24 protein-coding genes, 1 other RNA gene and 1 pseudogene are annotated in these 25,848 nt (G+C 65.0%); 6 read left to right on the top strand and 20 right to left on the bottom strand.

The window, feature by feature from the left end:
• From VJ811_RS09935 to dapA, 9 genes are all read right to left on the bottom strand, one after another.
• Positions 1–574 (bottom strand): glutathione S-transferase (locus VJ811_RS09935; protein ID WP_324072109.1); only part of this gene is annotated, 574 nt, incomplete at its 3' end.
• Positions 575–583: 9 nt separating this feature from the next.
• The gene (speB, locus tag VJ811_RS09930) at positions 584–1,438 is read right to left on the bottom strand and encodes an agmatinase (protein WP_324072108.1); all 855 of its coding nucleotides are present in this window, start codon (positions 1,436–1,438) and stop codon (positions 584–586) included.
• Between the two features lie 111 nt (positions 1,439–1,549).
• Positions 1,550–2,629 (bottom strand): recombinase RecA, encoded by a 1,080-nt coding sequence (gene recA / locus VJ811_RS09925; RefSeq protein WP_058536098.1) that lies wholly within the window; start codon positions 2,627–2,629, stop codon positions 1,550–1,552.
• Between the two features lie 121 nt (positions 2,630–2,750).
• Positions 2,751–3,104, bottom strand: a complete 354-nt coding sequence (locus tag VJ811_RS09920) for a response regulator (RefSeq protein ID WP_324072107.1) — start codon at positions 3,102–3,104, stop codon at positions 2,751–2,753.
• A complete protein-coding gene (locus VJ811_RS09915) occupies positions 3,094–5,478 on the bottom strand; it encodes a hybrid sensor histidine kinase/response regulator (RefSeq protein WP_324072106.1) in 2,385 nt (794 codons plus the stop codon). Before VJ811_RS09915 ends, VJ811_RS09920 begins: the two co-directional genes overlap by 11 nt.
• A gap of 89 nt (positions 5,479–5,567) precedes the next feature.
• Positions 5,568–7,625, bottom strand: a complete 2,058-nt coding sequence (locus VJ811_RS09910) for a M13 family metallopeptidase (RefSeq protein ID WP_324072105.1) — start codon at positions 7,623–7,625, stop codon at positions 5,568–5,570.
• 96 nt (positions 7,626–7,721) lie between these two features.
• Positions 7,722–8,336, bottom strand: coding sequence for a DUF2062 domain-containing protein (locus VJ811_RS09905; RefSeq protein WP_324072104.1), 615 nt, complete (start codon positions 8,334–8,336; stop codon positions 7,722–7,724).
• Complete coding sequence (gene smpB, locus VJ811_RS09900) at positions 8,333–8,818, bottom strand: SsrA-binding protein SmpB (RefSeq protein ID WP_088442006.1); 486 nt, start codon at positions 8,816–8,818, stop codon at positions 8,333–8,335. The genes VJ811_RS09905 and smpB overlap by 4 nt, the downstream gene beginning before the upstream one ends.
• A gap of 8 nt (positions 8,819–8,826) precedes the next feature.
• Positions 8,827–9,702: a 4-hydroxy-tetrahydrodipicolinate synthase gene (dapA, locus tag VJ811_RS09895; RefSeq protein WP_324072103.1), complete on the bottom strand. Its 876-nt coding sequence runs from the start codon at positions 9,700–9,702 to the stop codon at positions 8,827–8,829.
• Between the two features lie 376 nt (positions 9,703–10,078).
• Here dapA and VJ811_RS09890 point away from each other — a divergent pair, with 376 nt between their 5' ends.
• Positions 10,079–12,100, top strand: coding sequence for a lytic transglycosylase domain-containing protein (locus VJ811_RS09890; RefSeq protein ID WP_324072110.1), 2,022 nt, complete (start codon positions 10,079–10,081; stop codon positions 12,098–12,100).
• 7 nt (positions 12,101–12,107) lie between these two features.
• The gene (greB, locus tag VJ811_RS09885; protein WP_324072102.1) at positions 12,108–12,590 is read left to right on the top strand and encodes a transcription elongation factor GreB; all 483 of its coding nucleotides are present in this window, start codon (positions 12,108–12,110) and stop codon (positions 12,588–12,590) included.
• A 3-nt stretch (positions 12,591–12,593) separates the two neighbouring features.
• Here the strand turns inward: greB and VJ811_RS09880 are convergent, their stop codons facing one another.
• Positions 12,594–14,285: a caspase family protein gene (locus VJ811_RS09880; protein WP_324072101.1), complete on the bottom strand. Its 1,692-nt coding sequence runs from the start codon at positions 14,283–14,285 to the stop codon at positions 12,594–12,596.
• 226 nt (positions 14,286–14,511) lie between these two features.
• Here VJ811_RS09880 and VJ811_RS09875 point away from each other — a divergent pair, with 226 nt between their 5' ends.
• Positions 14,512–15,171: a hypothetical protein gene (locus VJ811_RS09875; protein WP_324072100.1), complete on the top strand. Its 660-nt coding sequence runs from the start codon at positions 14,512–14,514 to the stop codon at positions 15,169–15,171.
• Positions 15,172–15,177: 6 nt separating this feature from the next.
• Here the strand turns inward: VJ811_RS09875 and VJ811_RS09870 are convergent, their stop codons facing one another.
• The 9 genes from VJ811_RS09870 to VJ811_RS09830 all read right to left on the bottom strand — a co-directional run bounded on the left by VJ811_RS09870 (position 15,178) and on the right by VJ811_RS09830 (position 22,965).
• Complete coding sequence (locus tag VJ811_RS09870) at positions 15,178–15,333, bottom strand: hypothetical protein (protein WP_324072099.1); 156 nt, start codon at positions 15,331–15,333, stop codon at positions 15,178–15,180.
• Positions 15,334–15,411: 78 nt separating this feature from the next.
• Positions 15,412–15,800, bottom strand: an RNA gene (gene rnpB, locus VJ811_RS09865) — RNase P RNA component class A.
• Positions 15,801–16,021: 221 nt separating this feature from the next.
• On the bottom strand, positions 16,022–16,711 hold the full coding sequence (locus VJ811_RS09860) for an N-acetylmuramoyl-L-alanine amidase (RefSeq protein ID WP_324072098.1): 690 nt from the start codon (positions 16,709–16,711) through the stop codon (positions 16,022–16,024).
• A gap of 67 nt (positions 16,712–16,778) precedes the next feature.
• Positions 16,779–17,633 (bottom strand): protein-glutamate O-methyltransferase CheR, encoded by an 855-nt coding sequence (locus VJ811_RS09855; RefSeq protein ID WP_324072097.1) that lies wholly within the window; start codon positions 17,631–17,633, stop codon positions 16,779–16,781.
• Positions 17,630–18,742, bottom strand: coding sequence for a chemotaxis-specific protein-glutamate methyltransferase CheB (gene cheB, locus VJ811_RS09850; protein WP_324072096.1), 1,113 nt, complete (start codon positions 18,740–18,742; stop codon positions 17,630–17,632). Before cheB ends, VJ811_RS09855 begins: the two co-directional genes overlap by 4 nt.
• Positions 18,743–18,752: 10 nt before the next feature.
• The gene (locus VJ811_RS09845) at positions 18,753–19,127 is read right to left on the bottom strand and encodes a response regulator (protein WP_039575078.1); all 375 of its coding nucleotides are present in this window, start codon (positions 19,125–19,127) and stop codon (positions 18,753–18,755) included.
• Between the two features lie 76 nt (positions 19,128–19,203).
• Positions 19,204–19,641 (bottom strand): chemotaxis protein CheW, encoded by a 438-nt coding sequence (locus VJ811_RS09840; RefSeq protein WP_324072095.1) that lies wholly within the window; start codon positions 19,639–19,641, stop codon positions 19,204–19,206.
• The gene (locus tag VJ811_RS09835) at positions 19,638–22,070 is read right to left on the bottom strand and encodes a chemotaxis protein CheA (RefSeq protein ID WP_324072094.1); all 2,433 of its coding nucleotides are present in this window, start codon (positions 22,068–22,070) and stop codon (positions 19,638–19,640) included. Before VJ811_RS09835 ends, VJ811_RS09840 begins: the two co-directional genes overlap by 4 nt.
• Before the next feature lie 253 nt (positions 22,071–22,323).
• Positions 22,324–22,965 carry a histidine phosphotransferase family protein gene (locus VJ811_RS09830; protein WP_324072093.1) on the bottom strand — a complete coding sequence of 214 codons (642 nt, stop codon included), beginning with the start codon at positions 22,963–22,965 and terminating at the stop codon, positions 22,324–22,326.
• Positions 22,966–23,215: 250 nt separating this feature from the next.
• Between VJ811_RS09830 and VJ811_RS09825 the strand changes: the two genes are divergently transcribed.
• The 3 genes from VJ811_RS09825 to VJ811_RS09815 all read left to right on the top strand — a co-directional run bounded on the left by VJ811_RS09825 (position 23,216) and on the right by VJ811_RS09815 (position 25,512).
• Positions 23,216–24,172, top strand: a complete 957-nt coding sequence (locus VJ811_RS09825) for an RluA family pseudouridine synthase (protein WP_324072092.1) — start codon at positions 23,216–23,218, stop codon at positions 24,170–24,172.
• Positions 24,173–24,252: 80 nt separating this feature from the next.
• Positions 24,253–25,152, top strand: a complete 900-nt coding sequence (gene rpoH / locus VJ811_RS09820; protein ID WP_324072091.1) for an RNA polymerase sigma factor RpoH — start codon at positions 24,253–24,255, stop codon at positions 25,150–25,152.
• 54 nt (positions 25,153–25,206) lie between these two features.
• Positions 25,207–25,512, top strand: a complete 306-nt coding sequence (locus VJ811_RS09815) for a hypothetical protein (protein ID WP_324072090.1) — start codon at positions 25,207–25,209, stop codon at positions 25,510–25,512.
• Positions 25,513–25,571: 59 nt separating this feature from the next.
• Here the strand turns inward: VJ811_RS09815 and VJ811_RS09810 are convergent.
• Positions 25,572–25,848: pseudogene (locus VJ811_RS09810) on the bottom strand (transporter); the annotation flags it as partial.

Here is a 25,848-nt window from a genome sequence, read left to right as displayed (position 1 = left end):
CCGCGAGCTTCGGATAGCGCGGCGCCATGCCCTGCATGATCGCGATTTCGGCGGGAAAGCTCAGCATGATGTCGGCGGCCGACAGGCTGTCGCCGATGAAATGGCCATTCTCGCCGACGCGGCTTTCCATATAGGCGAAATGCGAATCCAGCTGCTGCGAAATGCGCGGTTCGATCGGCGCCGCCGCCTCGCCAAGCCGCGCGGTATAGATACGCAGCAGGATCGGTGTCATCGCCGACCCCTCGGCAAAATGCAGCCATTCGAGGTGGCTGATATGATCGTCGGTGCCCCGTTCGGGAACCAGATGCCCGCCGCCGTACCGCTCGCACAGATATTCGGTGATCGCGCCCGATTCGGTGATCACGCGGCCCCTCCCGCCGGAGGCGGAATCGTCGAACACCTCGATCACCGGCGACTTGCCGAGCGGGTGGACCGCAAGCAGCTCGGGCGGCGCGAGGTTGGTCACCGGATCGCGATCGTAAAATTTGATCTCGTAGGGCGCACCGATTTCCTCAAGCAACCACAGGATGCGCTGCGAGCGGCTGTTGTTCAGATGGTGGACGATCAGGCTCATGGCGCTCTCCTAGCGGGCAGTTTGCGGGGTTCCGTTGCGGTCGATCAGCGCGGCGAGCTCGCGAACGAGCTTCGCGCCGAGGATCGCGGTGACCTCGCCGACGTCGCGGCCCGGATGAAGCTCGACGATATCGGCGCCCACGATCGGCGCGGTCTGCTTGTGCAGCACGGCGAGCATTTCGCGCACCGTCAGCCCGCCGGGTTCGGGATGCGCGACGCCGGGCGCCGCCGACGGGTCGAGCCCATCAAGATCGATCGAAATATAGAGCGGTCCGTCGAGCACCGGCACCCTATCAGCGGTGAAATCGGCCATCGGGGTGATCTCGACCCCGAAGCGTGCGGCCTGCTCGCGGCAATGATTGTTGAGCGTGCGGATTCCGACCTGCACCAGCCGCTTGGCGTGGCCGGCCTCGCAGATGCGGGCGAAGGGCGAGGCGTGGCTGCGCGGGTTGCCCGCGAAATCGTCGTAGAGGTCGGGGTGCGCATCGAAATGGAGGATGTTGACCGGCCCGAAGCACGTCGCCGCGGCTTCGACGAGCGGGAAGGTCACGGCATGGTCGCCGCCGAGTGCGAGCGGAACTTCTCCATCTTCGCGCACAATGGCCAGATAGCGGCGGATCGCCGCGTCGTCGCTCGGCGTGTCTTCGGTCAGCGGCAGGTCGCCGTCGTCGGTGAGCGCGATGCCGGTGCCGATTTCGGGGCCGAGCTCGCTCGCCATATTGCCGCGGTCGCTCCACAGCATCGCGCGGATCGCGGCGGACCCGGCGGCGGCGCCGCGCTCGAAGCTGCTGTTGATGTCGGTGGGAAGGCCGAAGAGGCGGATCGCGGGCATGGCGCGTTGTACCCGCTTGTGGTTGTCAGGCAAGGATCAACGGCGGGCGGGCCGACCTGTGGGGAGAGGATACAGGTCCAAGGGGCAGTGGAGCCCGCCGCCGTTAGCCGGCCGGTCCGCCGAAGCGAACCGGTCGGATGGCTATCAATTGTCGTCGTCGCCCTCGTCGTCGGGGCCGGCCATCATTTCTTCGGCGACCGCCTCGGTCCGGCCGCGGATCGCGGTTTCGAGCCGATCCATCAGTTCGGGGTTGTCCTTGAGGAAAGTTTTCGAATTTTCGCGGCCCTGCCCGATGCGGATCGAATCATAGCTGAACCAGGCGCCCGATTTCTCGACGATGCCGGCCTTGACGCCCAGATCGAGAATTTCGCCGATCTTCGAAATACCCTGCCCGTACATGATGTCGAATTCGACCTGTTTGAACGGCGGCGCGACCTTGTTCTTGACGACCTTCACGCGGGTGGTGTTGCCGACAATCTCGTCGCCATTCTTGATCTGGCCGGTGCGGCGGATGTCGAGGCGGACCGACGCATAGAATTTGAGCGCGTTGCCACCGGTCGTGGTTTCGGGATTGCCGTACATCACGCCGATTTTCATGCGCAGCTGGTTGATGAAGATCACCATGCAGCGCGAGCGGCTGATCGAGCCGGTGAGCTTGCGCAGCGACTGCGACATCAGGCGCGCTTGCAGGCCGACGTGGCTGTCGCCCATTTCGCCTTCGATTTCGGCGCGCGGGACGAGCGCGGCGACCGAGTCGACGACGAGCACGTCGATCGCGTTCGAACGCACGAGCGTGTCGACGATTTCGAGCGCCTGCTCACCCGTGTCGGGCTGCGACACGATGAGTTCGTCGATGTTGACGCCGAGCTTGCGGGCATAGACGGGGTCGAGCGCATGTTCGGCGTCGACGAAGGCGACGGTGCCGCCACCCTTTTGCGCCTCGGCGAGCGTGTGCAGCGCGAGCGTCGTCTTGCCCGAGCTTTCGGGACCGTAGATTTCGATGACGCGGCCGCGCGGCAGGCCGCCGACGCCGAGCGCGATGTCGAGGCCGAGCGAGCCGGTCGAGATCGACTCGACCTGCATCGTTTCCTTCGAGCCCAATTTCATTACCGAGCCCTTGCCGAACGCGCGATCGATCTGCGCGAGCGCGGCGTCGAGCGCCTTCTGCCTGTCCGTGTTGTTCACTGATTTCCCCGATTCGACGAGTGACAATTGTCCGGCCATGACCGTCCCTTTCCAGCTCTAGAGCGACAGCAGAAGCATCGCAACGCCGGAACTATGTGCCACATTTGTTCTCATGGAACAAGTGGAGAACAAAATAAAACTCACAGGGAAGAAAAACGCTCTATTCCGCCGAAAAGTCATCCAGCGCGGCCTCGATATCGCTGATCCGGAACGGCTTGGTGATCAGCTTGCGATGCGCGTGGGCGGCCGGAACGACGTCGCCGCCGCCCGAAGTGAAGGCAAAGGGAATGCCGCGCTCAGCGAGCGCGTCGGCGACCGGCCAGCCTTTTTCCTCGCCGAGGTTGATATCGACGAGCGCCCCGGCCAACGGCTCGGCCGCGATGAGCGCCAGCGCCTCTTCATTGCTCGTCGCCTGCGCGGGTTCGGGAAGGTCGAGCGCGTCGAACATATCGGCGAGCATCATGCCGATCAGCACATCGTCCTCGACGAGCAGGATGCGGGAGTTAGTGGCCATTGGACACCCGATGCGCAGCCTCGTCGAGCGCCGCCGACGTCGCCTCGGCCAGCTGTGCGACCGAAAAGGGTTTGGGGAGGAAGGCGACATCGTCGATGTCGATCGATTGGCGGAGCTGCTCCTCGGCATAGCCCGACATGAACAGGACCGGCAGGTCGGGCCGCTTGGCGCGCATCGCACGCACCATCGCCGGACCGTCCATCGTCGGCATCACAACGTCGCTGATGATCAAATCGACCTTCTCCATTTGCACAAAACGCTCAAGCCCCTCTTCGCCCTGCGAGGCGGTGACGACGCTATAACCCGCACGGGTCAACGCGCGTTCCGCGACCGCGCGCACCATATCCTCATCCTCGACGAGCAGGATCGTTCCGGTGCCCCACTGGCTCTTCTTGGGCTTGGCGGGCGGCGGCACCACGACGGGCGCATCGCCCTCGGCACGGTGGACGGGCAGATAGATAAAGAAACTCGTCCCCTGCCCCGGTTTGCTGTCGGCGAAGATATAACCCGCCGATTGCTTGATGATCCCATAGACGGTCGAGAGCCCGAGCCCGGTCCCCTTTCCGACATCCTTGGTCGTGAAGAAAGGCTCGAAAATCTTGGGCAGCACATCGGCGGGAATGCCGGTGCCGGTGTCGCTGACTTTCAACGCGCAATAATCGGCCGGCGGCATGAATTCATTGCCCATCTGCCGCACGTCGGCCGCCGACACCGGATAGGTTTCCATGGTCAGCGTCCCGCCGCCCGGCATCGCGTCGCGCGCATTGACCGCGAGGTTGATGATCACCTGTTCGAGCTGCCCCGGATCGGCGCGCACCGCGCCGAGGCCGCGGCCATGGTGCACCGACAGCTGGACCGTCTCGCCGATCAGGCGCTTCAAGAGGTGCGACACTTCGGAAATCACATCGGGCAGTTGCAATATCTGCGGGCGCAACGTCTGCTGCCGCGAGAAGGCGAGCAATTGCCGCGTCAGGCTGGCGGCGCGATTGGCGTTGCTGCGGATCTGCTGGATATCGTCATAGTCGCTGTCGCCGGGCGTATGGCGCATCAGCATCAGGTCGCAGGCGCCGAGAACCGCGGTCAGGATATTATTGAAATCATGCGCGACGCCGCCGGCAAGCTGCCCGACCGCCTGCATCTTCGAGGCCTGCGCCACCTGCTGCTTCAGGCGCGATTCCTCGCTCGAATCCTTGAGGCTCAGCAGCACCGCCGCCTCACCCAGCCCGCGTACGCCGACGATCCGCATCGACACGGGATCGCCGCTTTGCCCGGCAAGCCGGATCGACAGGTCGCCGCCGACCTGCTGGCCGCTGCTGTGGCGGCGGATCATATCGGCGAGCGCGCCCTTGTCCTCGCCGACGACAATGTCGCCCGGATAACGCGGCATCTTGCCTTCGGGAAGGTTGGCCGCCCGCACGAATGCCCGGTTCACATAGAGAAAGCGCCCGTCGCGATCGACCATGGCGAGGCCAAAGGGAAGCAACGAGAGTAATGTTTCGACGTAGGTCTGCGCCGTACCGCGGTCGGTAGGGCCCATTTCCTCGTCGAGCATCGCGAGCAGCATCGGCGTATTGCTGTCGGCGGGCGCGAGCGGAATCTGGATCAGGCGGACCGGCGTCGCGCGGTCACCCTCGCGCGCGAAATAGAGCGCACCGGCGTCGTCGAGCCGGATCATCGGCGCCACATCGCGGCCCGCATAATGGACCGCGTCGTCCTCGCCCAGCGCGCGGAGGAGGAACGCCCGGTTCGCAACGCGGAGGCGCCCCTCGGCGCTGACGAGCGCGGCCATCACCCCCGCATGGCCGAGCGTGCGGCCTGCGGGACCGTCGAGATGGCGAATGATTTCCGAAACGAGATCGAGCCGCTCGATCGCCGAGAAACGCCAGACGAGATAATCCTCCGACTGCCCCGTGCGCGTCACCTGCGCGCGCAGTTGCAGCGGGCCGATCGCGATATCGTCGACGCTGCCTTCGCCGTCGCGCCAGGCGATCCGGCCAGCATTTTTCAGCAGTTCGGCGCCGCGCCCTTCGAGCGGCAGGCCGGGCGGCGTGACGAAGCCGCCCATCCAGGTGCCGAACAGATCGTTCGCGCAGACCATCCGGCCGCCGCGATCGGTCACCGCGATCGCGACATCGTCGTGATTCACCGCCTGGCGCAGCATCGTCCAGTCGGGTGCGACCGCCTCGCCCGTCACCGCTGCCGGGAACAGCCGCCGCGCGAGGATCACCCCGCCCGCGGCAACCGCAAGCCCGGCAAGGAAGCCGACCGCCAATATCGTATCGCGTGTCGCCCAGAACAGCAGCGCGGCGGACAACAGGGCCAGCCCGGCAAGCACCGCCTTGTCGACGTGCGACAGGCCCGCCGGAGCCGACAATGGCCCGGCGGAGCCCGCCCCCCTGATGAGATCACCATCAGCGGAGGGCAGGCTTTGCACGGTCAACGGTTATCTTTCTTAGTGGCGCATCACCAGATGCGGACGCGGTCTTTCGGCTCGAGGTAGAGCTTCTGACCCTGCTTGATCTGATAGGCCTTATACCAAGGGTCAAGGTTGCGCGAGACCCAAGTCCGCTGGATCGAGGGCGAATGCGGATCGGTCGTGATCCGCTGCGACAGATTCTGCTCGCGATAGTTGCGGCGCCACACCTGTGCCCAGCCGAGGAAGAAGCGCTGGTCGCCGGTCAGCCCGTCGATCACCGGCGCGTCCTTGCCGCCGAGCGCCTTTTTATAGGCGTCATAAGCGATCGTCAGGCCGGCGAGATCGCCGATATTCTCGCCGAGCGTGAAGGTGCCGTCGAGCTTTTCGCCGGGAAGCACTTCATAGGCGTCATATTGCGCGATCAGCGCCTTGCCGGCGGCTTCGAAGGCTGTGACGTCGGCGGGGGTCCACCAGTCCGCCAACTTGCCGGTTTCGTCGTACTTCGCGCCCTGGTCGTCGAAATGATGGCTGATCTCGTGGCCGATCACCGCGCCGATGCCGCCATAATTGACCGCGGCGTCGGCGTGCGGATCGAAGAAGGGCGGCTGCAGGATCGCGGCGGGGAAGACGATCTCGTTCATCCCGAAATTGGCGTAGGCGTTGACCTCCATCGGGGTCATGCCCCATTCCCAGCGGCGGATCGGCCCGCCGAGACGGCTGACATTGTCGTCGTGCGCGAACTGGTTGGCGCGCAGCTGGTTGCCGAACAGGTCGTCGCCGCGGATTTCGAGCTTGCTATAATCCTTCCAGCGGTCGGGGTAGCCGATCTTGGTCGTGAAGTTCGCGAGCTTCTTCTTCGCCTTCACCTTCGTCCCGGGCTGCATCCACGTCAGGTTGCCGATGCGCGTGTCGAGCGCGGCGAGCACATTCTTGACGAGTACGTCCATCGCCGCCTTGGTTTCGGGCGGGAAATATTTCGCGACATAATCCTTGCCGACGGCTTCACCCATATTGCTCGTGGTGAAGTCGACCGCGCGCTTCCAGCGTTCCTGCATCTGCGGCGTGCCCGACAATGCGGTGCCATAGAAGGAGAAGGCTTCCTGCGCGACCGCATCGGGCAGCACGCCCGAGAAGCCGTCGAGGCTGCGCACGATCAGCGCGTCGCGGATCACGCCGATCGGCGCGTCGGCGAGCAGCTTGGCTTCGCCGGTGAAGGCGCTCGGCTGCGAAACGAGGATCGAATCCTCCTTGACGCCGAGGCCGCGGATGAAAGCCTGCCAGTCGAAGCCCGGTGCCGCCTTGGCGAGCTCGGCGATCGTCATCTTGTTATAGACTTTGGTCGCGTCGCTGCTGTCGTTCTTGTCCCAGTGGACGGTCGCGACCTGCTTTTCGAAATCGTAGATCGCCTTGGCGCGCGCGGGCGCGTCCTTCTCGCCCGCGAGCGTCAGAGCATTTTCGAGATGCTTGAGGTAGGCCGTCTGCAGCTTCGCGTTCCGCTCGCCTTCCTTGAGGTAGAAATCGCGGTCGGGCATGCCGATGCCGCCCTGGAACATCGTGTAGATATAGACGTCGGGGTTCTTGTCGTCCTGGCCGACATAGCCGCCGAAGAAATGCTGGATGCCGCTGCGGTCGGCTTCGGAGAGCAAAGCCGCGAGGCCGGCCTTGTCGACGGCGCGAACCTTGTTGAGCCAGGGCTGGATCGGGGCGAGGCCCTTCGCTTCGACGGCGGCCGCATCGAGATAGGACGAATAGGCGCGGCCGATCATGCTGCTGGGATCGCCCTTGGCGACGTCGAGGATTTCGCGCGTGCGCGTCTGCGACAGGTCGGCGAGCGCGGTGAACATGCCATAGTTCGACTTGTCGGCCGGGATCTGCGTGTTCTTCGCCCAGCTGCCGTTGGCATAGGTATAGAAATCGTCGCCCGGATGGACGCTCTTGTCCATACCGGTGAGGTCGAAACCGAAATCGCCGATCTCGGGCTTTGCGGTGGTTTCGGCGGCGGGTGCCGTGGCGGCCTTTTCCTTGGCGGTTGCCGGAACGGCGGCGAGGAGCAGGGCACCAAGCGCGGCGGTCGCCATCAGGCGCGAAGAAATATGCAGAGTCATGATATTCCCCAGTTTTCGATATGAAGCGAAAATCCGCGCCGCGCGGACACGGCGCAGATTAGCGATGCGACAGCTATACGCCTGCTGTTTGGGGGTTCAACCGGCCGCCGTGTCGCTGGTCGATGCCTCATGTCGTTGGTCGCGCGCCCGCGCCAGTTTGCGCCGCCAGCGGAGGCGAATCCAATTGTCCCAGAAGATCGAGGCGAGAATGTAGCCGACGACCGCCGACACCAGCGAAATGACGAACAGCCCGGCGAGCATCGCGGGCGCCGCATCGGAAAAGACCCAGCGCGCCCACTCGCCCGCCGACGCGCCATGCTCGATCATCGCCGAAAAAGTCGCACTGTTCGCGTGGAGCCCGAACAGCCAGTCGCCGAGCCACACCGACGCGATGATGATGAACGGCGTCGTGAACGGGTTCGACAGGAAGGTCATCGCCGCGCCGATCGGGATATTCGCGCGAACGGGCAGCGCGAGCAGCGCGACGCCCAATATCTGCACCCCCGGGATCAGGAAGAATATTCCGACGAACAAGCCGAGCGCGGTCCCGCGCGGCACTGACGTCCGGGTGAAGCGCCACAAATGGCTGTGTGCGACGCGATGCGAGAAGGGTTTGACGAAGCGGCTTGCGAGCAACTCTTCGCGCGTCGGCGAATTGCGGCGAACCCAGTTCATCACTGCCGCCTTGTCGCGGGGTTTGCTCCCGCTCATCCGCGCTCTTTCATCAGCCGCTGCTTGTCGCGCTTCCAATCGCGTTCCTTGATCGACTCCCGCTTGTCGTGCGCCTTCTTGCCCTTGGCGAGCGCGAGCTCGACCTTGGCGCGGCCGCGGCTGTTGAAATAGACCGAGAGCGGGACGAGCGTCATGCCCTGGCGCGCGACACCCGCGTACATCTTGTTGATCTCGCGGCCGCTGAGCAGCAGCTTGCGCGGGCGCTTGGGTTCGTGATTGTGGCGGTTGCCGTGGCTGAATTCGGGGATGTTGCTGTTGATCAGCCACACCTCATTGCCCTTCACCTCGGCATAGCTTTCGGCGATCGTCCCCTCGCCGAAGCGGAGCGACTTGACCTCGGTCCCTTGCAGCGCGATCCCCGCTTCGAACACCTGTTCGATGGCAAAGTCGAACCGCGCGCGCCGGTTCTCGGCGACGACTTTCTTCTTGTCGAATTCGGCGGCGGACTGGGGACGAGCCATTGCGGGACCTAGATTACTCCGGCCGCGGACAGCGCGGCATCGACGGCGGCGCGCGACGCATCGTTCGTCGCGATGATAGGTAGGCGCACTTCGGGCGAAAACCAGTCGTGGATGCGCGACAGCGCATATTTAACCGGCCCCGGCGATGTGTCGGAGAACATCGCCTTGTGCAGGTCGAACAACCGATCATGCAGCGCCAGCGCGCGCGCCCACTCGCCGGCGGCGGCCGCCGCCGCGAAATCGGCGCACAAACGCGGCGCCACATTGGCGGTGACCGAAATGCAGCCGACGCCGCCCATCACCGCATGAGGAAGCCAGAGGTCGTCATTGCCGCTGAGCTGACAGAAATCCTCGCCCGCCCCGGCGCGGTGCATCGTCACACGCGCGAGGTCGCCGCTCGCATCCTTGATCGCGACGATCGTCGGGATTTTCGCGAGCTCGCACATCGTTTCGGCGCTGATGTCGGCGACGGTGCGGCCGGGGACGTTATAGACGACGATCGGCAGGTCGCTGGCATCGGCGAGCGCCTTGAAATGCGCGATCAAGCCTGCCTGGCTCGGCCGGTTGTAATAGGGCGCAACGATCAGCGCTGCGGTCGCACCTGCCGCCTGCGCATGGCGCATATGGCGGATCGCGGTCGCGGTGTCGTTCGATCCGCAACCCGCGATCACGGGGACGCGCCCGGCCGCCGCCTCGATGCAGCTGTCGATCACCTGATAATGTTCGTCGTAGCCGAGCGTCGGGCTTTCGCCGGTCGTGCCGCACGGAACCAGCGCGCTGGTCCCCTCTTTGATCTGCCAATCGACGAGGCGCGCGAAGGCCGGGGCGTCGAACGCCCCATCGCGAAATGGCGTCACCAAAGCGGGAATCGACCCCGAAAACATGCACCGCTCCTTTACAATACCCTGCTGTAACCGATAGAATCCGGCCAGCGCGCCGCTATTGGACGTCTATTCAGCGCCCCGCAAGGAGTTTGGCGTTAGGGTCCAAATCCAGAGGTGTCGCATTCGAGGTTTGAAGCGATTTTGTTCAGGGCAAGGAAGCGAGGCGCAGGCATATGAGCATATTCCAAGGCTCGCTGACGCAGCCATGGACAAAATCGGTCAAATCCCGAAGGGACACCGAAATGGCTTCGATCTCGGCCCCGCGTGGCCTTGCAGATGGAACCACCATCCGCAGCGGCCAAGCGAGGCCGATGTCTTCGCCATTTCGACGCCTCGAACGTGACACCTCTGGATTTGGACCCTACATATGGCCGCTATGATCTCGTTGCCCAGCATATCCCGCCTTGCGCTCGCCGCGGCCCTCCTCATTCCAACTGCTGCCCATGCCAGCGAACTGACCCCCGAACAAATGGCCTGGTATCGCGCCCAGATGGGTCTGGCGGCGACGTCGGGTCCGCCACCGTCGACGAGCTCGGTCGGCGATGCGGTGATGGAATGGCGGCGGCTGACGGCGAACACCGGCGCCTCGTTCGACCAGCTTTCGCGCTTCCTGATGGCCAACAAGGGCTGGCCCGATAACGACAAGATGCGTACCCGCGCCGAAAAAGCCATCTCGCTCGACAGCTACGACCCCCAGCGCACCCTCGCCTATTTCCAGGCCTACCCGCCGCAGACCGCGAGCGGGCAGCTCCGCTATGCGCTGGCACTCAACGCGTCTGGGCGCCGCGAGGACGCCAACGCCGCGGTCCGCCGCGCGTGGATCAGCGGGCCGCTCGACGATTATGAAACGAGCCGCGCGCTCGCCATGTTCCCCGGCGCGATCACCCCCGCCGACCATGACGCGCGGATGGACCGGCTGCTCTGGCTCGGCGCCACCGCCGCCGCGAGCCGCCAGCTTGCCTATACCTCGCCCGACAAGCGCAACGTGTTCGCCGCCCGGCTCGCGATGCGCAACGCCTCGGTCGACGCCGCCTTTCAGGCATCCGCCGCCGAAAGCGCCAATCCGTCGCTGACCCGCACCGACGCGGGCTATATCACCGACAAGGCGACCTGGCTGCGCAAGGCGGGCCGTGTCGGCGAAGCGCGCGCGCTGCTCGCCGCGCCGCGCTCGCTGGCGAAGGCGCCGACCGATCCCGAGGAATGGCTCGAAACGCTGCTCACCAATGCCCGGCAGGCGAGCGATGGCGGCGACAAGACGACCGCCTATAATATCGCGCGCCAGTTGGACGACGCCTTCCCGGCCGGAACGGTGATCCGCGAGACGCCGCTCGGGGTGCGCGACGATTATACCTCGCTCGCATGGCTCGCCGGGCAGCTCGCCTATCGCGACCTGCGTCGTCCGGCCGAGGCGGTGCGCCTTTACCGGGCCTATGGCGAAGCCGCGCGCTCGGCGCAGACGCGCACGAAGGGCTTTTACTGGGCCGGCCGCGCGGCGCTGGCGGCGGGCGACCGCTCGACGGCGAATGCGCATTTCGCCGATGCCGCGCAGCATTATGACCAATATTACGGCCAGTTGTCGCTCGAACGGCTGAACCGTCCGCAGCCCAAACCGACCCCCGATCCGACCATCCAGGTCAGCAATGACGAGCGCCGCGCGTTCGAGGAGGACCGGCTGGTGCGCGCCGCGCGGGCGCTGGGTGAAATCGGCGCGTGGCGCGAACAGTCGATGTTCCTGCGCGCCCTTGCGCAACAGGCGACATCGCCCGCCGATCATGTGCTCGCCGGAAAGCTCGCGTCGCAGATCGGGCGTCCCGACCTGGGCGTGATGATCGGCCGCAGCGCGCAGGCGAACAGCCTCGATGCGGTCGAGGTTTCCGGCTTCCCGACCGTCCGCGTGCCCGCGGGGCATGAAAGCAACTGGACCTTCATCCACGCGATCACGCGGCAGGAAAGCCAGTTCGACCGGCAGGCGATCAGCCATGCCGGTGCGCGCGGGATGATGCAGTTGATGCCGGGCACGGCGCGCGAAGTCGCGGGCAAGCTCGGGATGAGCTATGACGCGGGCTCGCTGACCACCGACACCAATTATAATATTATGCTGGGATCGACTTACTTCCAGCAGATGTTGCGCTATTTCGGCGGCAGCTATCCGCTCGCGGTCGCGGCATATAACGCCGGGCCGGGCAATGTGAACAAATGGCTGCGCGCCAACGGCGACCCCCGCGGCGGCGGGATCGAAATGGTCGACTGGATCGAGGCGATCCCGATTTTCGAAACGCGCAACTATGTGCAGCGCGTGCTGGAAAATGCGGTCGTTTACGACACGCTGCGCGATGGCGGGGGGGCTCGGCAGCAGGCGCCGCTGAGCTTCTACCTCGGCAAGCGCACGCCCGGTTAACGTCCGCATGGCGGGGGAGAAGGCCAACATCATCAGCCCGGCGGGCTTTGCCGCGCTGCGCGCCGAATATGACGCGCTGCTCGGCGGCGAACGGCCGAAGCTGGTCGAGGTGATCAGCTGGGCGGCGGGCAATGGCGACCGCAGCGAAAATGGCGACTATATCTATGGCCGCAAGCGGCTGCGCGAGATCGATCGCCGCCTTTCGTTCCTGGCGCGGCGTATGAAGGCGGCGCGCGTCGTCGACCCCGCCGAGCAGCCCGACAAGAGCCGCATCTGGTTCGGCGCCACCGTCGAACTTGCCGACGATGACGACGCGCGGCGCACCGTCACTTTGGTCGGCGACGACGAGGCCGAGGCGGGCGAAGGCCGCATCGGCTGGAACAGCCCCCTCGCCCGCGCGCTGCGCGGCGCCGCGACCGGCGACCTGCGCACGGTGCAGCTCCCTGCCGGACCGAAGGAGTGGGAAGTGGTGGCGGTCAGCTATTCCTGACCGTCACTCGCCGATCCCCGCAATCAGGTCGCGCTGATCCTTCCTGAGTTCGGGAAGGTCGCGCGCAAGCTTTGCCCAGTGCGCAGCCTCGCGAGCGTCGGCCGCGACGCCCATTCCCTCGGCATAGGCGTTGGCCAGGATCGCGCGCGACCCTGCGAAGCCCGCGCGTGCCGCGACGCCGCAATCTTCGATCGCCTTCGCCAAACTCTTGTCGGCGAAATGCGCCTCGCAGAGCCAGTGGCTGCCCTCCGGATTGCCCGCATCGGCGATGGCACGCAGCCGCGCGAGGTTCGCGGCGCGCGTGTCAGGGAAATAGGTGAGTGCGAAAATCGCGGCCGGATGCCCTTTTTCCGCCGCCTCGGCATAGAGCGCCTGCGAACGCACAAAGTCGGCTGCGCCAAAGGTGCCCGCCGCCAGCCGATAGGCGAGATGGGTCTTTGCCTTTGAAAACCCCGCGTTCGAGGCCGCGACGTAGAGGTCATAAGCGCGTTTCACATCGGCGGGCGCCGGATCATTTTCGAGGAGCAGATAGGCGAGCTCCTGCTGCCCCGCGGGAAAGCCCTGCGCCGCCGAGGCTTCGAGATAGGCGCGGGCGCGCGGCATATCCTTTTTCAGCCCGACGCCGAGCGACAGCATATAGCCGGCGAGCTGCTGCGCGAGCGGATGGCCGCCGTCGGCCAGCGCAACAATCTCGCTCGCGCGGTGACGCGACAGCATGTCGGCGATCAGGATCGGCTCGTCCTCGATCGCCAGCCGGTCGGGCGAAATATCGGCGAGCGGATCAACGGCGGGCTTTGCTCCGCGTGCCGCCGCCGCGCCCGAAACCGCAGCGGAAGCCGGCGTCACCGACGGCGCCCCCGGCACCTCCGGCGGCGCGACGAGATAATAATCGTCGAACCAGCTGCCATAATGAAAGGGCTGTTGCGGCCCCAACTCCATCCCGAGGGTCCGCTTGTACACCTCGCGCGACACGACCTTGAAATAATCGGAGATTTCGAGGCCCGGAATGCCGAGTTCCTTGACCACCGCGGCCGCGAACGGGCTGACCGGCGAGCCCACCGGCGCGAAATCGAGCGCGGGGCGTCCCTTGGCGGTCGAATAGAAAACCGCGCCCTGTCCGATGTCGAGCAGGCCGAGCGGCGCCGACCCCGCCTCGCCCTTCGCGATATCGGCGTCCTCGACGCGCACCACCGGGTCGGAGGTGCGGCACGCATCGACGAACAGCAGGGTGAAGGCGCCCTGCGGCACGACGCGCTTTACGACGGTCTCGATCGACAGATAGCGTTTTTCGACATCGGCGCGGCGCGTCGCGGGCGGTGCGTCCATCGGCACCAGCCAGTTGCGGCCGCCATATTCGAACCCGTGCCCGGCAAAATAGACGATCACCGACTTCGCGCCCGCCGCCTCGCTTGCAAAGCGCGTCAGCGCGGCGTCGAGGGTGGCCATGTCGGCGTTGCGGACGATGCGCGGCGCGATACCGGCCTTGGCAAAAGCGTCGCAGACATGGTCGATATCGTTGACCGCATTTTTCAGCGACGGCCATTCCCAGTCATTATAGGCGCTGTTGCCGATCAAGAGCGCAACGCGGTCGCCCGTGACCGGCGCGGTGCCGCAGGCGGCCGCAGCCGCCGGTGCCAGGCACAAAAGCGCCAGAAGCGCCGCACCAAGCACGCCAGCCCGCCATAGCTTCCCCATCGCCTACCCCCAAACGCCCCAAACAGGCGCAAACGGAAAATGGCGGAATTCTGCGCAACTTCACACTGAAATCACCAAAATGCCGCTTTTTCCCGACCCTGGTACGAAGGTAGGTCAGCCGGACAATGCAGGAAAGCGGAAATTAAAACTGTGCGCGCCGTCACCGACGCGGACTGGACGGTGCGATAGCCGCTGATAAACCGGTCGATGGAAAAGGGGACGAACGATGCGAAGCCTGCGATGGATAGCCGTGCTTATGCTGCCGGGTGCGGCGCACGCCGCGCCCGCGCGTCCGCCGCAACCGCCGATCAGCGACGCGCTGCCGATCGAGGGGCTCGAGCCCGGCGGGGAAATCGAGGCGCGCGCCGATGGCGACCTCAATGGCGATGGCGATAATGACACGGTTTTCGTGGTGTCCGGTCCCGACGCGCGCACCGTCCATGTCGTGCTCAGCTATCGCACCGGAGTCGATATGGGGCATCGGCCCGCGGGCCAATTCAAGCTCGAGCCCGATCCGCTCGGCCCCGCCGGGCTGACGATCGGCAAGGGCGTGCTGACCATCAAGGATCTGACCGGCGGCACGACGGCGCTGTCGGCGACTTATCGCTATCGCGCCGTGACGACAAAGGACGGGCCGCGAATGCGGCTGATCGGGCTCGATGCGACGGTTTATAGCCGCACCTATGCGCATGACGGCAACGAGATGAGCTGGAACGTCGCGACCGGCGACACGATCACGACGTTGCTGAAGGTCACCGGAACCGGCGAAGATCGCAGCTATGACAAGCTGTACACGCGGAAATTCAAGCGGCCGGTCAGGATCGTCTATATGGAGAATACACCGGGCGCCGAAGAAGAGTTGGTCGGCGTCACCAAGGCGAAATAACCATCGTCAGGGCCGCAACAGCGCGGGGATGATCCAGATGGCGGACAGGACGATAATCACCGCGACCAGCGAAAACCCCAGCACATAGCGGACATTATGCCCTTTGACCCCGCTGCTCGCCTCGGTCTCGGTCACTTCGACATGGTCATCGACGACTTTCATGATGCGCTTCCCTTCCTGCTGGTCCGCTTAGAACGCGGTCCGCGCGCGGGCGGTTCCGCGAGCGGCGTTGGGGAGAGAGGTGCCAGAGGGTCTGTAAGCCGGGTTCTGTCCATCCCCTTGCGGGGACTGTGCGATCATTCCTCTAGGCGAACGGTTACCCGAACGCTCAAGCAGTCAACCCGGACGGCTGGGCCGGAATCAGCCCTGGATAAATCCGTACCGTCCCTATTCGACCTTGCTCCCGGTGGGGTTTGCCGTGCCGCGCCTGTTACCAGCCGCGCGGTGCGCTCTTACCGCACCCTTTCACCTTTCGCCGGGCCGAAGCCTTTGGCGGTCTGCTCTCTGTGGCACTTTCCCTGAACCTGGCCGAAGCCCGATCCGCCGGACGTTATCCGGCACCGTGATTTCCGTGGAGCCCGGACTTTCCTCCCCTTTCTTGCGAAAGCGGCGATCGCCCGACCCTCTGGCGGGAGTGAGTATAGCGCGAATGGCCAAACATTACGAGCGATTGTGGGAATGGCTGTTTTGGGGTGGGAGCTGCCCAAAACTCGTCATGCTGAACTTGTTTCAGCATCCATGGCCCGAGATCCAAATTAGCCGCTGCTTCGAAGGAAACGGCAGACCATGGACCCTGAAACAAGTTCAGGGTGACGAAGAAAGAAACGGCAGCAACCGGTCGAACCGCCGATCAGTTCCCCTCGGGCTGGGGCAGCAGCAGCGCGAGCAGGATCGCGCGGCATTCGCCGTCGATCGTGCCGTCGATCAGCTCGGGGCGAAAGCGGCGCTGGAACGCGACGGTCGCCGCGAACCCGTCGGTCACGTCGTAGCCGAAGCGTTCGAGCGCGAGCAGGAAACCTGCGTCGGTCCACAAGGGATCGGTGAGCTTCTTGGTCGGCCGCGGCAGCGCGAGGCGGCGGCGGGCGAGTTCTTCCCACGGGAACAGCTCGCCCGGATCCTGCTTGCGCGTCGGTGCGACATCCGAATGGCCGATAACGTTGCCGCGCGTGACCGAATGCCGGTCCTTGATCTGGTGGACGAGGCGGACGACCGAGGCGACCTGCGGGTCGGGAAACGGGACATAGCCCCATTCGTGCCCCGGATTGACGATCTCGATCCCGACGCTCGCCGAATTGATGTCGCTGATGCCGCGCCAGTGCGATTTCCCGGCGTGCCAGGCGCGCTTGTCCTCGGGCACCATCAAGGTGATCTGCCCGTCCTCGCTGACGACATAATGCGCCGACACGCCGGATTCAGGATTGGCAAGCCAATCAATGGCTTCGGGACCGCTCTTCATACCGGTATAATGCAGCACGATCATCGAGATGGGCAGCGCGCGCTCGTCGAAATTGGGAGACCAGCGTTCGATAAAATCGCTCATGCGTTTTATGGGTCCGTCCTGTGCTTACCAAGCCGTCGATTGCGCCAGTGGGGCGCAAAAAGCAAGGTCAGGCGGCGGCGCGGCGCACCTGCTGGTCGGCGGGCTCGTAAAGGCCGCGCAGGCGCGGGCTGGCGACGAACTGGTCGGTTTGGCCCAGCACGGTTTCGCCCGCCCCGAGCACAAGGAAGCTTTGCGGCGCCGCCATCGCGCGGAGCCGCGCAAAGGCCTTCTGGCGCATCGGCGCCGAGAAATAGAGGAGCAGGTTGCGGCAGAAGATCAGGTCGGCGGGGCTCGCCAGCGGCGGCCGGTCGGTGAGCATGTTCTGCACCGAAAAATCGACGCGGCGGCGCAGGTCCGCCTTGGCGAGCCATCCGCCGTCGGTCTGATCGAACCAGCGCACCATGCGCTGAACCGGCAGGCCGCGCTGAATCTCGAACTGGCTATAGAGGCCGACGCGCGCGCGCGAAATCGCGTGATAGCTGACATCGGTGCCGACGATATCGACCTGCCAGCCTGCCCATTTCGCACCCTGTTCGGCGATCAGCATCGCCAATGAATAGGCTTCCTGCCCGGTCGATACGCCGCAATGCCAGACGGTCAATCGTCGCCGCAGCGCGTTGATCTCGCGGATACGCTCAAGCGCGGTCGCAGCTATTTCGTCGAACACGCTATATTCGCGATAAAAATAGGTTTCGTTGTTGAGCATCGCGTCGACGGTATCGTCGAGCAATTGCCGGCTGTTCGATGTGACCAGCGCGGCGACGAGCGCGTCGAGGTCGGCGATGCCGTGGCGCTGCATCACGGGCTTCAGCGACATTTCGATCCGCCAGATGCGGTTCGGCGACAGCGTCTGCCCGGTCCGCGATTCGAGCACGCCCATAAGGACGCGGTAAGCCGATTCGCTGGCGGTGGCGCCCATCATGACTTGCGGCGCCCCTGCCCGCGGCCTTGCAGGAAGCTGCCCAGCATCAGCGCGATCGCGTCGGGATTCAGCGTCGCCGCGGCAATGCCCGCCTTCGCGACCGCGCCCGGCATGCCCCAGATCACGCAGCTTTCGGGCGCCTGCGCGAAAATCGTGCCGCCGGCGTCCTTCAACCGCGCCGCGCCGATCACCCCGTCGCGCCCCATGCCGCTGAGGATCACGGCGACGCCGCCCTTGCCATAGATCTCGGCGACCGAGTCGAGCATCGGGTCGGCCGAGGGGCAGCAGCCATTGTCGACGGCACGGTGATCGAGCGCGATTTCGCGGCGCCGTCCATTGGCGACGACGAGCAAATGCGCATCGCCCGGGGCAAGATAGACGCAGCCGCGCTCGACCGCCATTCCGGCTTCGGCAACACGGACGCGGCGCGCCGTCATCGTCGCGATCTGTTTCGCGTAAAATTCCATGAAGGCGTCGGGCAGATGCTGGGTGAGCAGAATCGGCGCGGTGATCCTGGGATCGAGGTGCGCGAGGAAATTGGCAAAAGCGGGGATGCCGCCGGTCGACGCCGCGACCGCGATGCATTCGATCGGCTGGTCGGTATCGATCGCGAAGGGGGCGGGCGCCGGAGCCAGGCGTTCGGCCGCCTGGACCGCCACCGGGAAGTCGCGTTGATGGCCGAGCGTCATGATTCGCTCGGTCAGCACTTCGGCGAAACGCCCCGAAAAGCTGCCGCGGCCGGGCTTGGCGAGCGTGTCGCTGGCGCCGAGTGCAAGCGCGTCGATCGCGGCAGGACCGCCCTCGACGCAATTCGACGACAGGATGAGAACGCGGGCCTTTTCGGCGCGCTCGAGGATGTGCGGCAAGGCGTCGATGCCGTTCATTCCGGGCATTTCGATATCGAGCACGACGACGTCAACGGGTTCGCGCGCCAGATAGTCGAGCGCGTCGTGCGCCGAGGCGACCGACGCACAGATCTTCAAGCCCGGCCGCTGATCGACGATCCGTTCGAGGATGCTGCGGACGACGAGGCTGTCGTCGACGAGCATCACGCGCACGGTGCGGGCGGTTGGCTCTGGATCGGATATCAGGCGTTGTGGACGGGCCACCTAAAAAACCTCAGGCAATGCCGACGAGTTGCAGCTTCCCTTCGAGCGTTTCACGGTCGAACGGCTTCATGACATATTCGTCCGCCCCGGCCTCGATCGCCGCGCGAATATGATCGATGCTGTTTTCGGTCGTGCAGAAAACGACGCGCGGGCGTTCTTCGCGCCCATAGTCGAGATCGTTGAACGCGCCGAGGAACTCCATTCCGCTCATCACCGGCATGTTCCAGTCGAGCAGGATGACATCGGGACGATTGGCGCGGCAGAAGGTCAGCGCCTCCTGACCGTCGGCCGCCTCTTCGACGGCGAAAGACATGCTTTCAAGGATATGGCGCGCGACCTTGCGAATGACTTTGCTGTCATCGACCACCAGACAAGATTTCGACATTCAGTTAACTCCGACCCCCGGGATTTGGGCATGTTTACCGTGAAGGCGTGTGCAGCCCGTTAATAGACGGCCGAATTCATGCGGCTTTTAAGGTCGGCAACGTGATAAAGTTGGATGGATCGACAACGAGCAGCGCCGCGCCCCGATGTTCGATCATCGCATCGGCGACGCGCGCCCAGCCGGGGAGCAGCTTTCCGGCGATGCGCGTTTCGGCGGCGTCGATGAAACAGACATCCTCGATCTCGTCGGCGAGCAGCGCATAACCATGCTCGGCGACATCGACGACGATCACGCGCTGGCCGGGCGCCACCGGCACCGCGGGCAGGCCGATGACGACATGCGGGTCGATAAGGGTGAAGACACGGCTTCGCAGCGCAAAAAGCCCCGCGACATGCGGCGGCGCGGCGGGCACCTCTACCGGCATACCGACGGTGACGACCGAATTGATCGCGCGGCTGCGCAGCGCAACCCGCGTGTCGGCGATGCGCGCGATCAGATAGAGTTTTTCCATCATGCGCGCTCTCCCCCGACCTGGCGGCGCAGCGCGTCGAGCAGCGCCTGGCGGTCATAGCGATAGACGGTATCGTCCTCCGGCCCCGCGGCGGCGATCGAGGTACGCAGGCGGATCACCGGCACGTCGCCGTCGGCGTGCCCGCAAAGCTCGCCTTCTTCGGTGAGGCAGAGCAGGACATCGGGCGCCTCTTCCGACGCGTCGTCGCCCAGGGCGACGCGGTAGCCGGCGTTGCGCAGGATCGGCGCAAGGAAATTGCCGCCCCAGCCGTCATGATCATCGGCAAGGCGGCAGAGCGGCTGGCGTAGCGCGGGTGTGGGCGCGCCCGCCGCATATTGTTCCATCAGCCAGAAGGGGTCGATCAGTTCGACCGGGTCGCCGCCGACGAGCACGACGCCCGCGATCAGCCCGGGCGCCGCCGACGGCTGCACGGCATCGGGCAGGCGAACGATGTCGATCACTTCGGCGATCGGGTAACAGAGCACCGCGCGGCCATCGTAGAGCCGCAGGAGCTTCAGCGTCCCCTCGCCGCCCGGCAGCGCCGCGGCATGGACGGGGAAAATATCGTCGCCAATCTGCGCCTGCACCCTGCCCGCGCTTTCGAACAGCGCCGATGCCGGAACCTCCTCGACGCGTTCGATGACCGACAGGCGGACGCCGCGGACACGGCTGTTCGTGTCGCGGAAGAGCAGCAGTTGCACGGCATTCCGCGCCGCCGCGGCTTCGGCTTCGGCCTCGGCCAACCGGTCGTGGCTGCGGCCGGTTTCGCTGGCGTCGATCGCTGCGGTCGCCAGCAGACCCTGGACATCGAGCAACAGCACGGGCCGGCCGTTGTCGGGCAGCGTCGTGCCGGCATAAAGACCCGTCGCCATGATCATCGGCGCCGCGGGCTTGATCACCAGTTCCTCATGGTCGTGGATCGCCGCGACGCTGAGCGCATAGCTTTGCCCCTGCCCCGGCCGGACGATGACGAGCGCGCGGTCGTCACCGTCGTCGGCCTGGTCGCGCTCGCGGCCCAGGATATTTTCGAGGCGAAGGAGCGGAAATTGCTCGCCGCGCACCGTCGCGAGTTCGCCGCCGCCGAGCTGATCGATGCGCACCGTATCGCCGTTTTCGAGCAGGATTTCGCGCACCGCGCCGCGCGGTATCGCAAAATATTGCCCGGCCGCACGGACCATCAGGCCCGAAATGATCGTCAGCGTCATCGGCACGCGGAGCAGGATCGCGAGCCCGCGCCCCTCTTCGTTGCGCAATTCGACGATGCCGCCGATCTTTTCGACATTCGCCTTGACGATATCCATGCCGACGCCGCGACCGGAGATCGAGGTGATCTTCGCCGCGGTCGAAAAGCCGGGACGGAAGATCAGGTCGAGCTTGTCCTTGGGCGTCAGCGCGCGCGCCTCGGCCGCGGTCAGGAGGCGCGCGGCGATCGCCTTCGCGGTCAGGGCGTCGGGCGACAGGCCGCGGCCGTCGTCGCGCACTTCGATTTCGATCTGGTTGCCCGACTGGCGCGCCGAGACCGAGATGGTCGCGGTGATATCCTTGCCCGCTGCGACGCGGTCCTCGAGCGGCTCGATGCCATGATCGATCGCGTTGCGGACGATGTGGATCAGCGGGTCGCGGATATTCTCCATCATCTCGCGATCGAGCTCGACTTCGCCGCCGCTCGTCTGGAAGGCGATCTTCTTGCCCATGTCCTTGGCGAGATCGCGGACGATGCGCGGCAGCGGGGCGAAGAGCTTGTCGATCCGCTGCATGCGCATCTGACTGACCGACTGGCGCATCCCCGCGATCGAGTCGGACAGACGATCGAACGACGCGATGACCGACAGATCGGCGCCCGATTCCCTGAGCATCCGGGCAAATTCGTTGCGCGCGAGGACGATGTCGGTGACCCCGGTCATCACGCTGTCGAGCAAAGGCAGCGGCACGCGGATCGATCGCCAGTTTTGCAGTTCGCCGCTGAAATCATCGTCGCGGCGGAGCGGAACACCCGCGACTTCGAACGGCGCATCTTCGGGCGCGCTTTGCTCCGATAGCGCGCCAATCACATCGCGGTCGTCGCCGGCGGGTTCGACGCCGTTCTGGCCCAAAGCCGTGCAAAGATCGCTGAGCCGGTCGACGATGCCCAGCACCCCGGTAACGAGCATGGCGTTCGCCGGGCGGTTGCCGCGGCGCACCTGATCGAGCGCGTCTTCGGCGGCGTGCGACAACGCGGTCACGCGCGGCAGCGCGAGGAAACCCGAACTGCCCTTGATCGTGTGGACGAGCCGGAAAATCGCATCGAGCTGCGCGCGGTCGGCGGGATCGGCTTCCCATGCGACAATGGCCCCGCCGGCTTCGGCAAGGATTTCCGCCGTTTCGGCGAGAAAGTCGTTCAGCAGATCGTCCATGAAGGTGTCGGCGCGCCCCAGAAATCGAGGCTCCACCATGGCGCACAATGGTTAAGGAGGGTTTTACACAAAGGGCGAAAGGGTCCGAACGCGACCGCACTCCCTCCGGCGCGAATTCTATCGACTCTCGGTTAAATAGGCCTAGCCTGCGCAGGCAGCGGCGTTCGTGCGACCCCGAAAGCCGATGGGGCTTCCTTTGGTCAGGACCGCAGAGGATGAAAGGGTCTCGCCGTTTTGCGAGACCCTTTTGCGGATGCATTGCCTTTCCGGCGGGATATCCGGCGAAGCCCGTTCAACGCCCTCGGAGAACCGCGCCGACCAACAGTGACGTCGGCGTTTCGCGCGCCAGCATCACCGTGCCGTCATTCTGCCGCGCCACCGCCTGCACCAGCACCGCGGGCGCGGTGCGCGAGGTCATCGGGCTGGCGTCTTCGCCTTCGGCCAGGATGCGTTCGACGTCGGCATCGAGGAAGATGCGCTCGGCCTCGACATGCAGCGCGATCTCGATCCCCTCTCCTTGCTTCTCACACCCGACATCGAGCCGGCCGCCGCGCACCAGCGCATCGACGAGGAGAAGCGACAGGTTGAGGATGATCTTCACCGCCGGCTTGGGCAGCGGATCGGTCCCGATCATCCAGTTGAGGTCGATCGCGCGGTCGCCGATGATCCCCTGGATCGCCGACTTCGCCTCGTCGGCCGGAACGAGTTCCCCGAACCCGCCCGCCGACCCGAAGGCGAGACGGAAGAATTTGAGCTTGTTCGCCGAGGTCCGCGCGCTTTGTTCGAGCAGTTCGAAGCAACGCTCGCGCATCGCCGGGTCTTTCTCGTCGGCGAGCAGTTCGAGACCGTTGGCGAAGGCGCCGACAGGGCTCAGCAGGTCGTGACACAGGCGCGAGGCCAGCATCGAGGCGAAATCGACGCGATCGTCGGACATGGATGAAAAGGCTCCCCAGCGCAGTGTCCGGACATTTCCGGCTTGGGGCTGCTCCTAGGACAGGCATGACCTTAAGGGCAAGCGCGATGCGCCAAAGCGCCCCCGCCCTTTTCCGTCGTCACCCCGGACTTGATCCGGGGTCCATGCCGCCGCCGCCGAATGGATGCCGGATCAAGTCCGGCATGACGAAGGGAGGGCGTGGACGAGCCGTCCCCTTGAATTTCGGCGCCCGAAAACCACATTCCGATCAATGCAGGGGGATGACGATATTTTGACCGTGGCGCTGGCCGACAGCGCGGCCGGGCTGCGGCTCGACCGGGCGCTCGCCGAGGCGCTCCCCAGCCTGTCGCGCGAGAGATTGAAGAGCCTGATCAAGGGCGGCCGCGTCGTCGATGCAAGCGGCAAAATCCTTTGGGATCCCTCCGCAAAGGCCGCCGCGCCTGCGACGATCGAGGTTCGCCTGCCCGCCGCCCTGCCCGCGCATAATGTCGCGCAGGATATGGGGCTGGTCATCGCTTATGAGGACGAGCATCTGATCGTTATCGACAAGCCCGCGGGCATGGTCGTCCATCCCGCCGCGGGCAATCTCGACGGCACGATGGTCAACGCATTGCTCCATCATTGTGCGGGGCAATTGTCGGGAATCGGCGGCGTCGCGCGGCCGGGGATCGTCCACCGGATCGACAAGGACACCAGCGGGCTGATCGTCGCCGCCAAGCACGACCGCGCGCACGAAGGCCTCGCCAAACAGTTCGCCGCACACAGCATCGATCGCCGTTATCTCGCGATCGCGACCGGGCGGCCGATCCCGGCAAACGGCACGATCGACGCGGCGCTCGGCCGGTCGACCACGAACCGCAAGAAGATGGCGGTGGTCGCAGAAGGGCGCGGCAAGCATGCAGTCACGCATTATCGGACGATCGAGCCCTTGAAGAATGCGACGCTGGTCGAATGCCGGCTGGAAACCGGACGCACCCACCAGGTGCGCGTTCACATGGCGCATATCGGCCATCCGCTGGTCGGCGACCCGGTCTATGGACGCGTCAGAAAGCCGCTATCAGAGGTGCTGAAAGCGCGGAATTTCGTGCGGCAGGCATTGCACGCGGCCCATTTGGGCTTTATTCATCCGGTGACCGGTAACAACATCGCGCTCGACAGCGAACTCCCAAGCGACATGCGGGAACTGATCGATGAATTGCGCGTTTAGGTTTCGAATGAAAATCTATCTCGACCACTGGACCCAACCAGGGCAAGATATTCTCAGGATTTTAGGGAAGACACTCTCCAATGGCTAAAAGCAATGTTCCGGCCACGGTCCCAGCGCTCGGCGGCGAAGCCAGCCTGAACCGCTATCTGGCGGAAATCCGTAAATTCCCCCTGCTGACCCCCGAGCAGGAATATATGCTCGCGAAGCGATTTCAGGAGCATGGCGACAATGAAGCTGCGGCGCAGCTCGTCACCTCGCACCTCCGCCTCGTCGCAAAGATCGCGATGGGCTATCGCGGCTATGGCCTGCCCGTCAGCGAACTGATCAGCGAAGGCAATATCGGCCTGATGCAGGGCGTGAAGAAGTTCGACCCCGAACGCGGCTTCCGCCTCGCCACCTATGCGATGTGGTGGATCCGCGCCTCGATCCAGGAATTCATCCTGCGCTCGTGGAGCCTCGTCAAAATGGGCACCACCGCGGCGCAGAAAAAGCTGTTCTTCAACCTCCGCCGGATGAAGAATAATCTGGAGGCGTTCGAGGACGGCGACCTGTCGCCCGAACATCTGACCAAGATCGCGACCGACCTCGGCGTCACCGAGGAAGAGGTCACCAGCATGAACCGCCGCATGGCGATGGGCGGCGACACCTCGCTGAATGTCCCGATGGGCGAGGATGGCGACAGCCAGTGGCAGGATCTGCTCGGCGACGAAGGCCCGCTCCAGGACGAACGCGTCGCCGAGGCGCAGGAACGCGACGTCCGCCATTCGCTGCTGAACGAGGCGCTGGAATCGCTCAACGAGCGCGAGCGCCACATCCTGACCGAACGCCGCCTGACCGACGATCCCAAGACGCTGGAAGATTTGAGCCAGGTTTACGATGTTAGCCGCGAACGTGTGCGCCAGATCGAGGTGCGCGCCTTTGAAAAGCTGCAGAAGGCGATACTGAAGCTTGCCGGCGATCGGCGGCTGGTTGGCGCCTGAGGATCCCTGACGCCCGCGGTTTGACTCGCGGGCGCAAAGGACTAGCCTCCCCCGATGGACTTGCTGACCACATACCGTCATCACTTGGCCGTCGAGGCGTCGGGTCGTCGTGGCTTGTTCTCGAAAATCCTACGATATTTCAAAAGATTTTGGTTCGCCTGCCTTTTCGGAGCGATACTTTTTCTCGCCTATGGCGTGTGGGTCGCATTGACGAGCGATCTCCGCGGAGGCGCGGGAATGGCTTTGATCGTCTTCCCTGTTGGCGCCGCTCTAATTTGCGCGCTTGGGGCGATTCCTTACGGCGTCGCCCAGCTTTTCCTGTCAGCCAAGCAGCCACCGGATAACAACCTCGACGATTAGGCTTCGCGTCGATCGATATCCGTTCCCTACACCCTGAATGCGCGAGCGGCGCGCAAACGTCAAAAACGGCGCACGTACCCGAAATAGAGCTCAACATCCGGGCTGTCGCGATTGAGGCCGACATTGGCGCCCAAATCCCACTGGCTGTCGGCGTCGGGTTGCCAGCCGGCCGAGAGGCCCGCCAGCGCCTCGGTCGTGTGGCCGCCGGGGTCGCGGTCGCGGGTCAGCGACACTTCCGCCGCCATCGAGACGTCGTCGGACAGGCCGAATCCCACCCCCGCGACCGAGCCATAGGCCGTATGCCGGCCCTCGCCGTCGCTATCGACGGCGGCGTCG

It is taken from the genome of Sphingopyxis sp. (assembly GCF_035250425.1).
GTDB lineage: Bacteria > Pseudomonadota > Alphaproteobacteria > Sphingomonadales > Sphingomonadaceae > Sphingopyxis.
The sequence above is the reverse complement of the archived record's forward strand: the minus strand, read 5'-3'. Positions and strand labels throughout refer to the sequence as shown.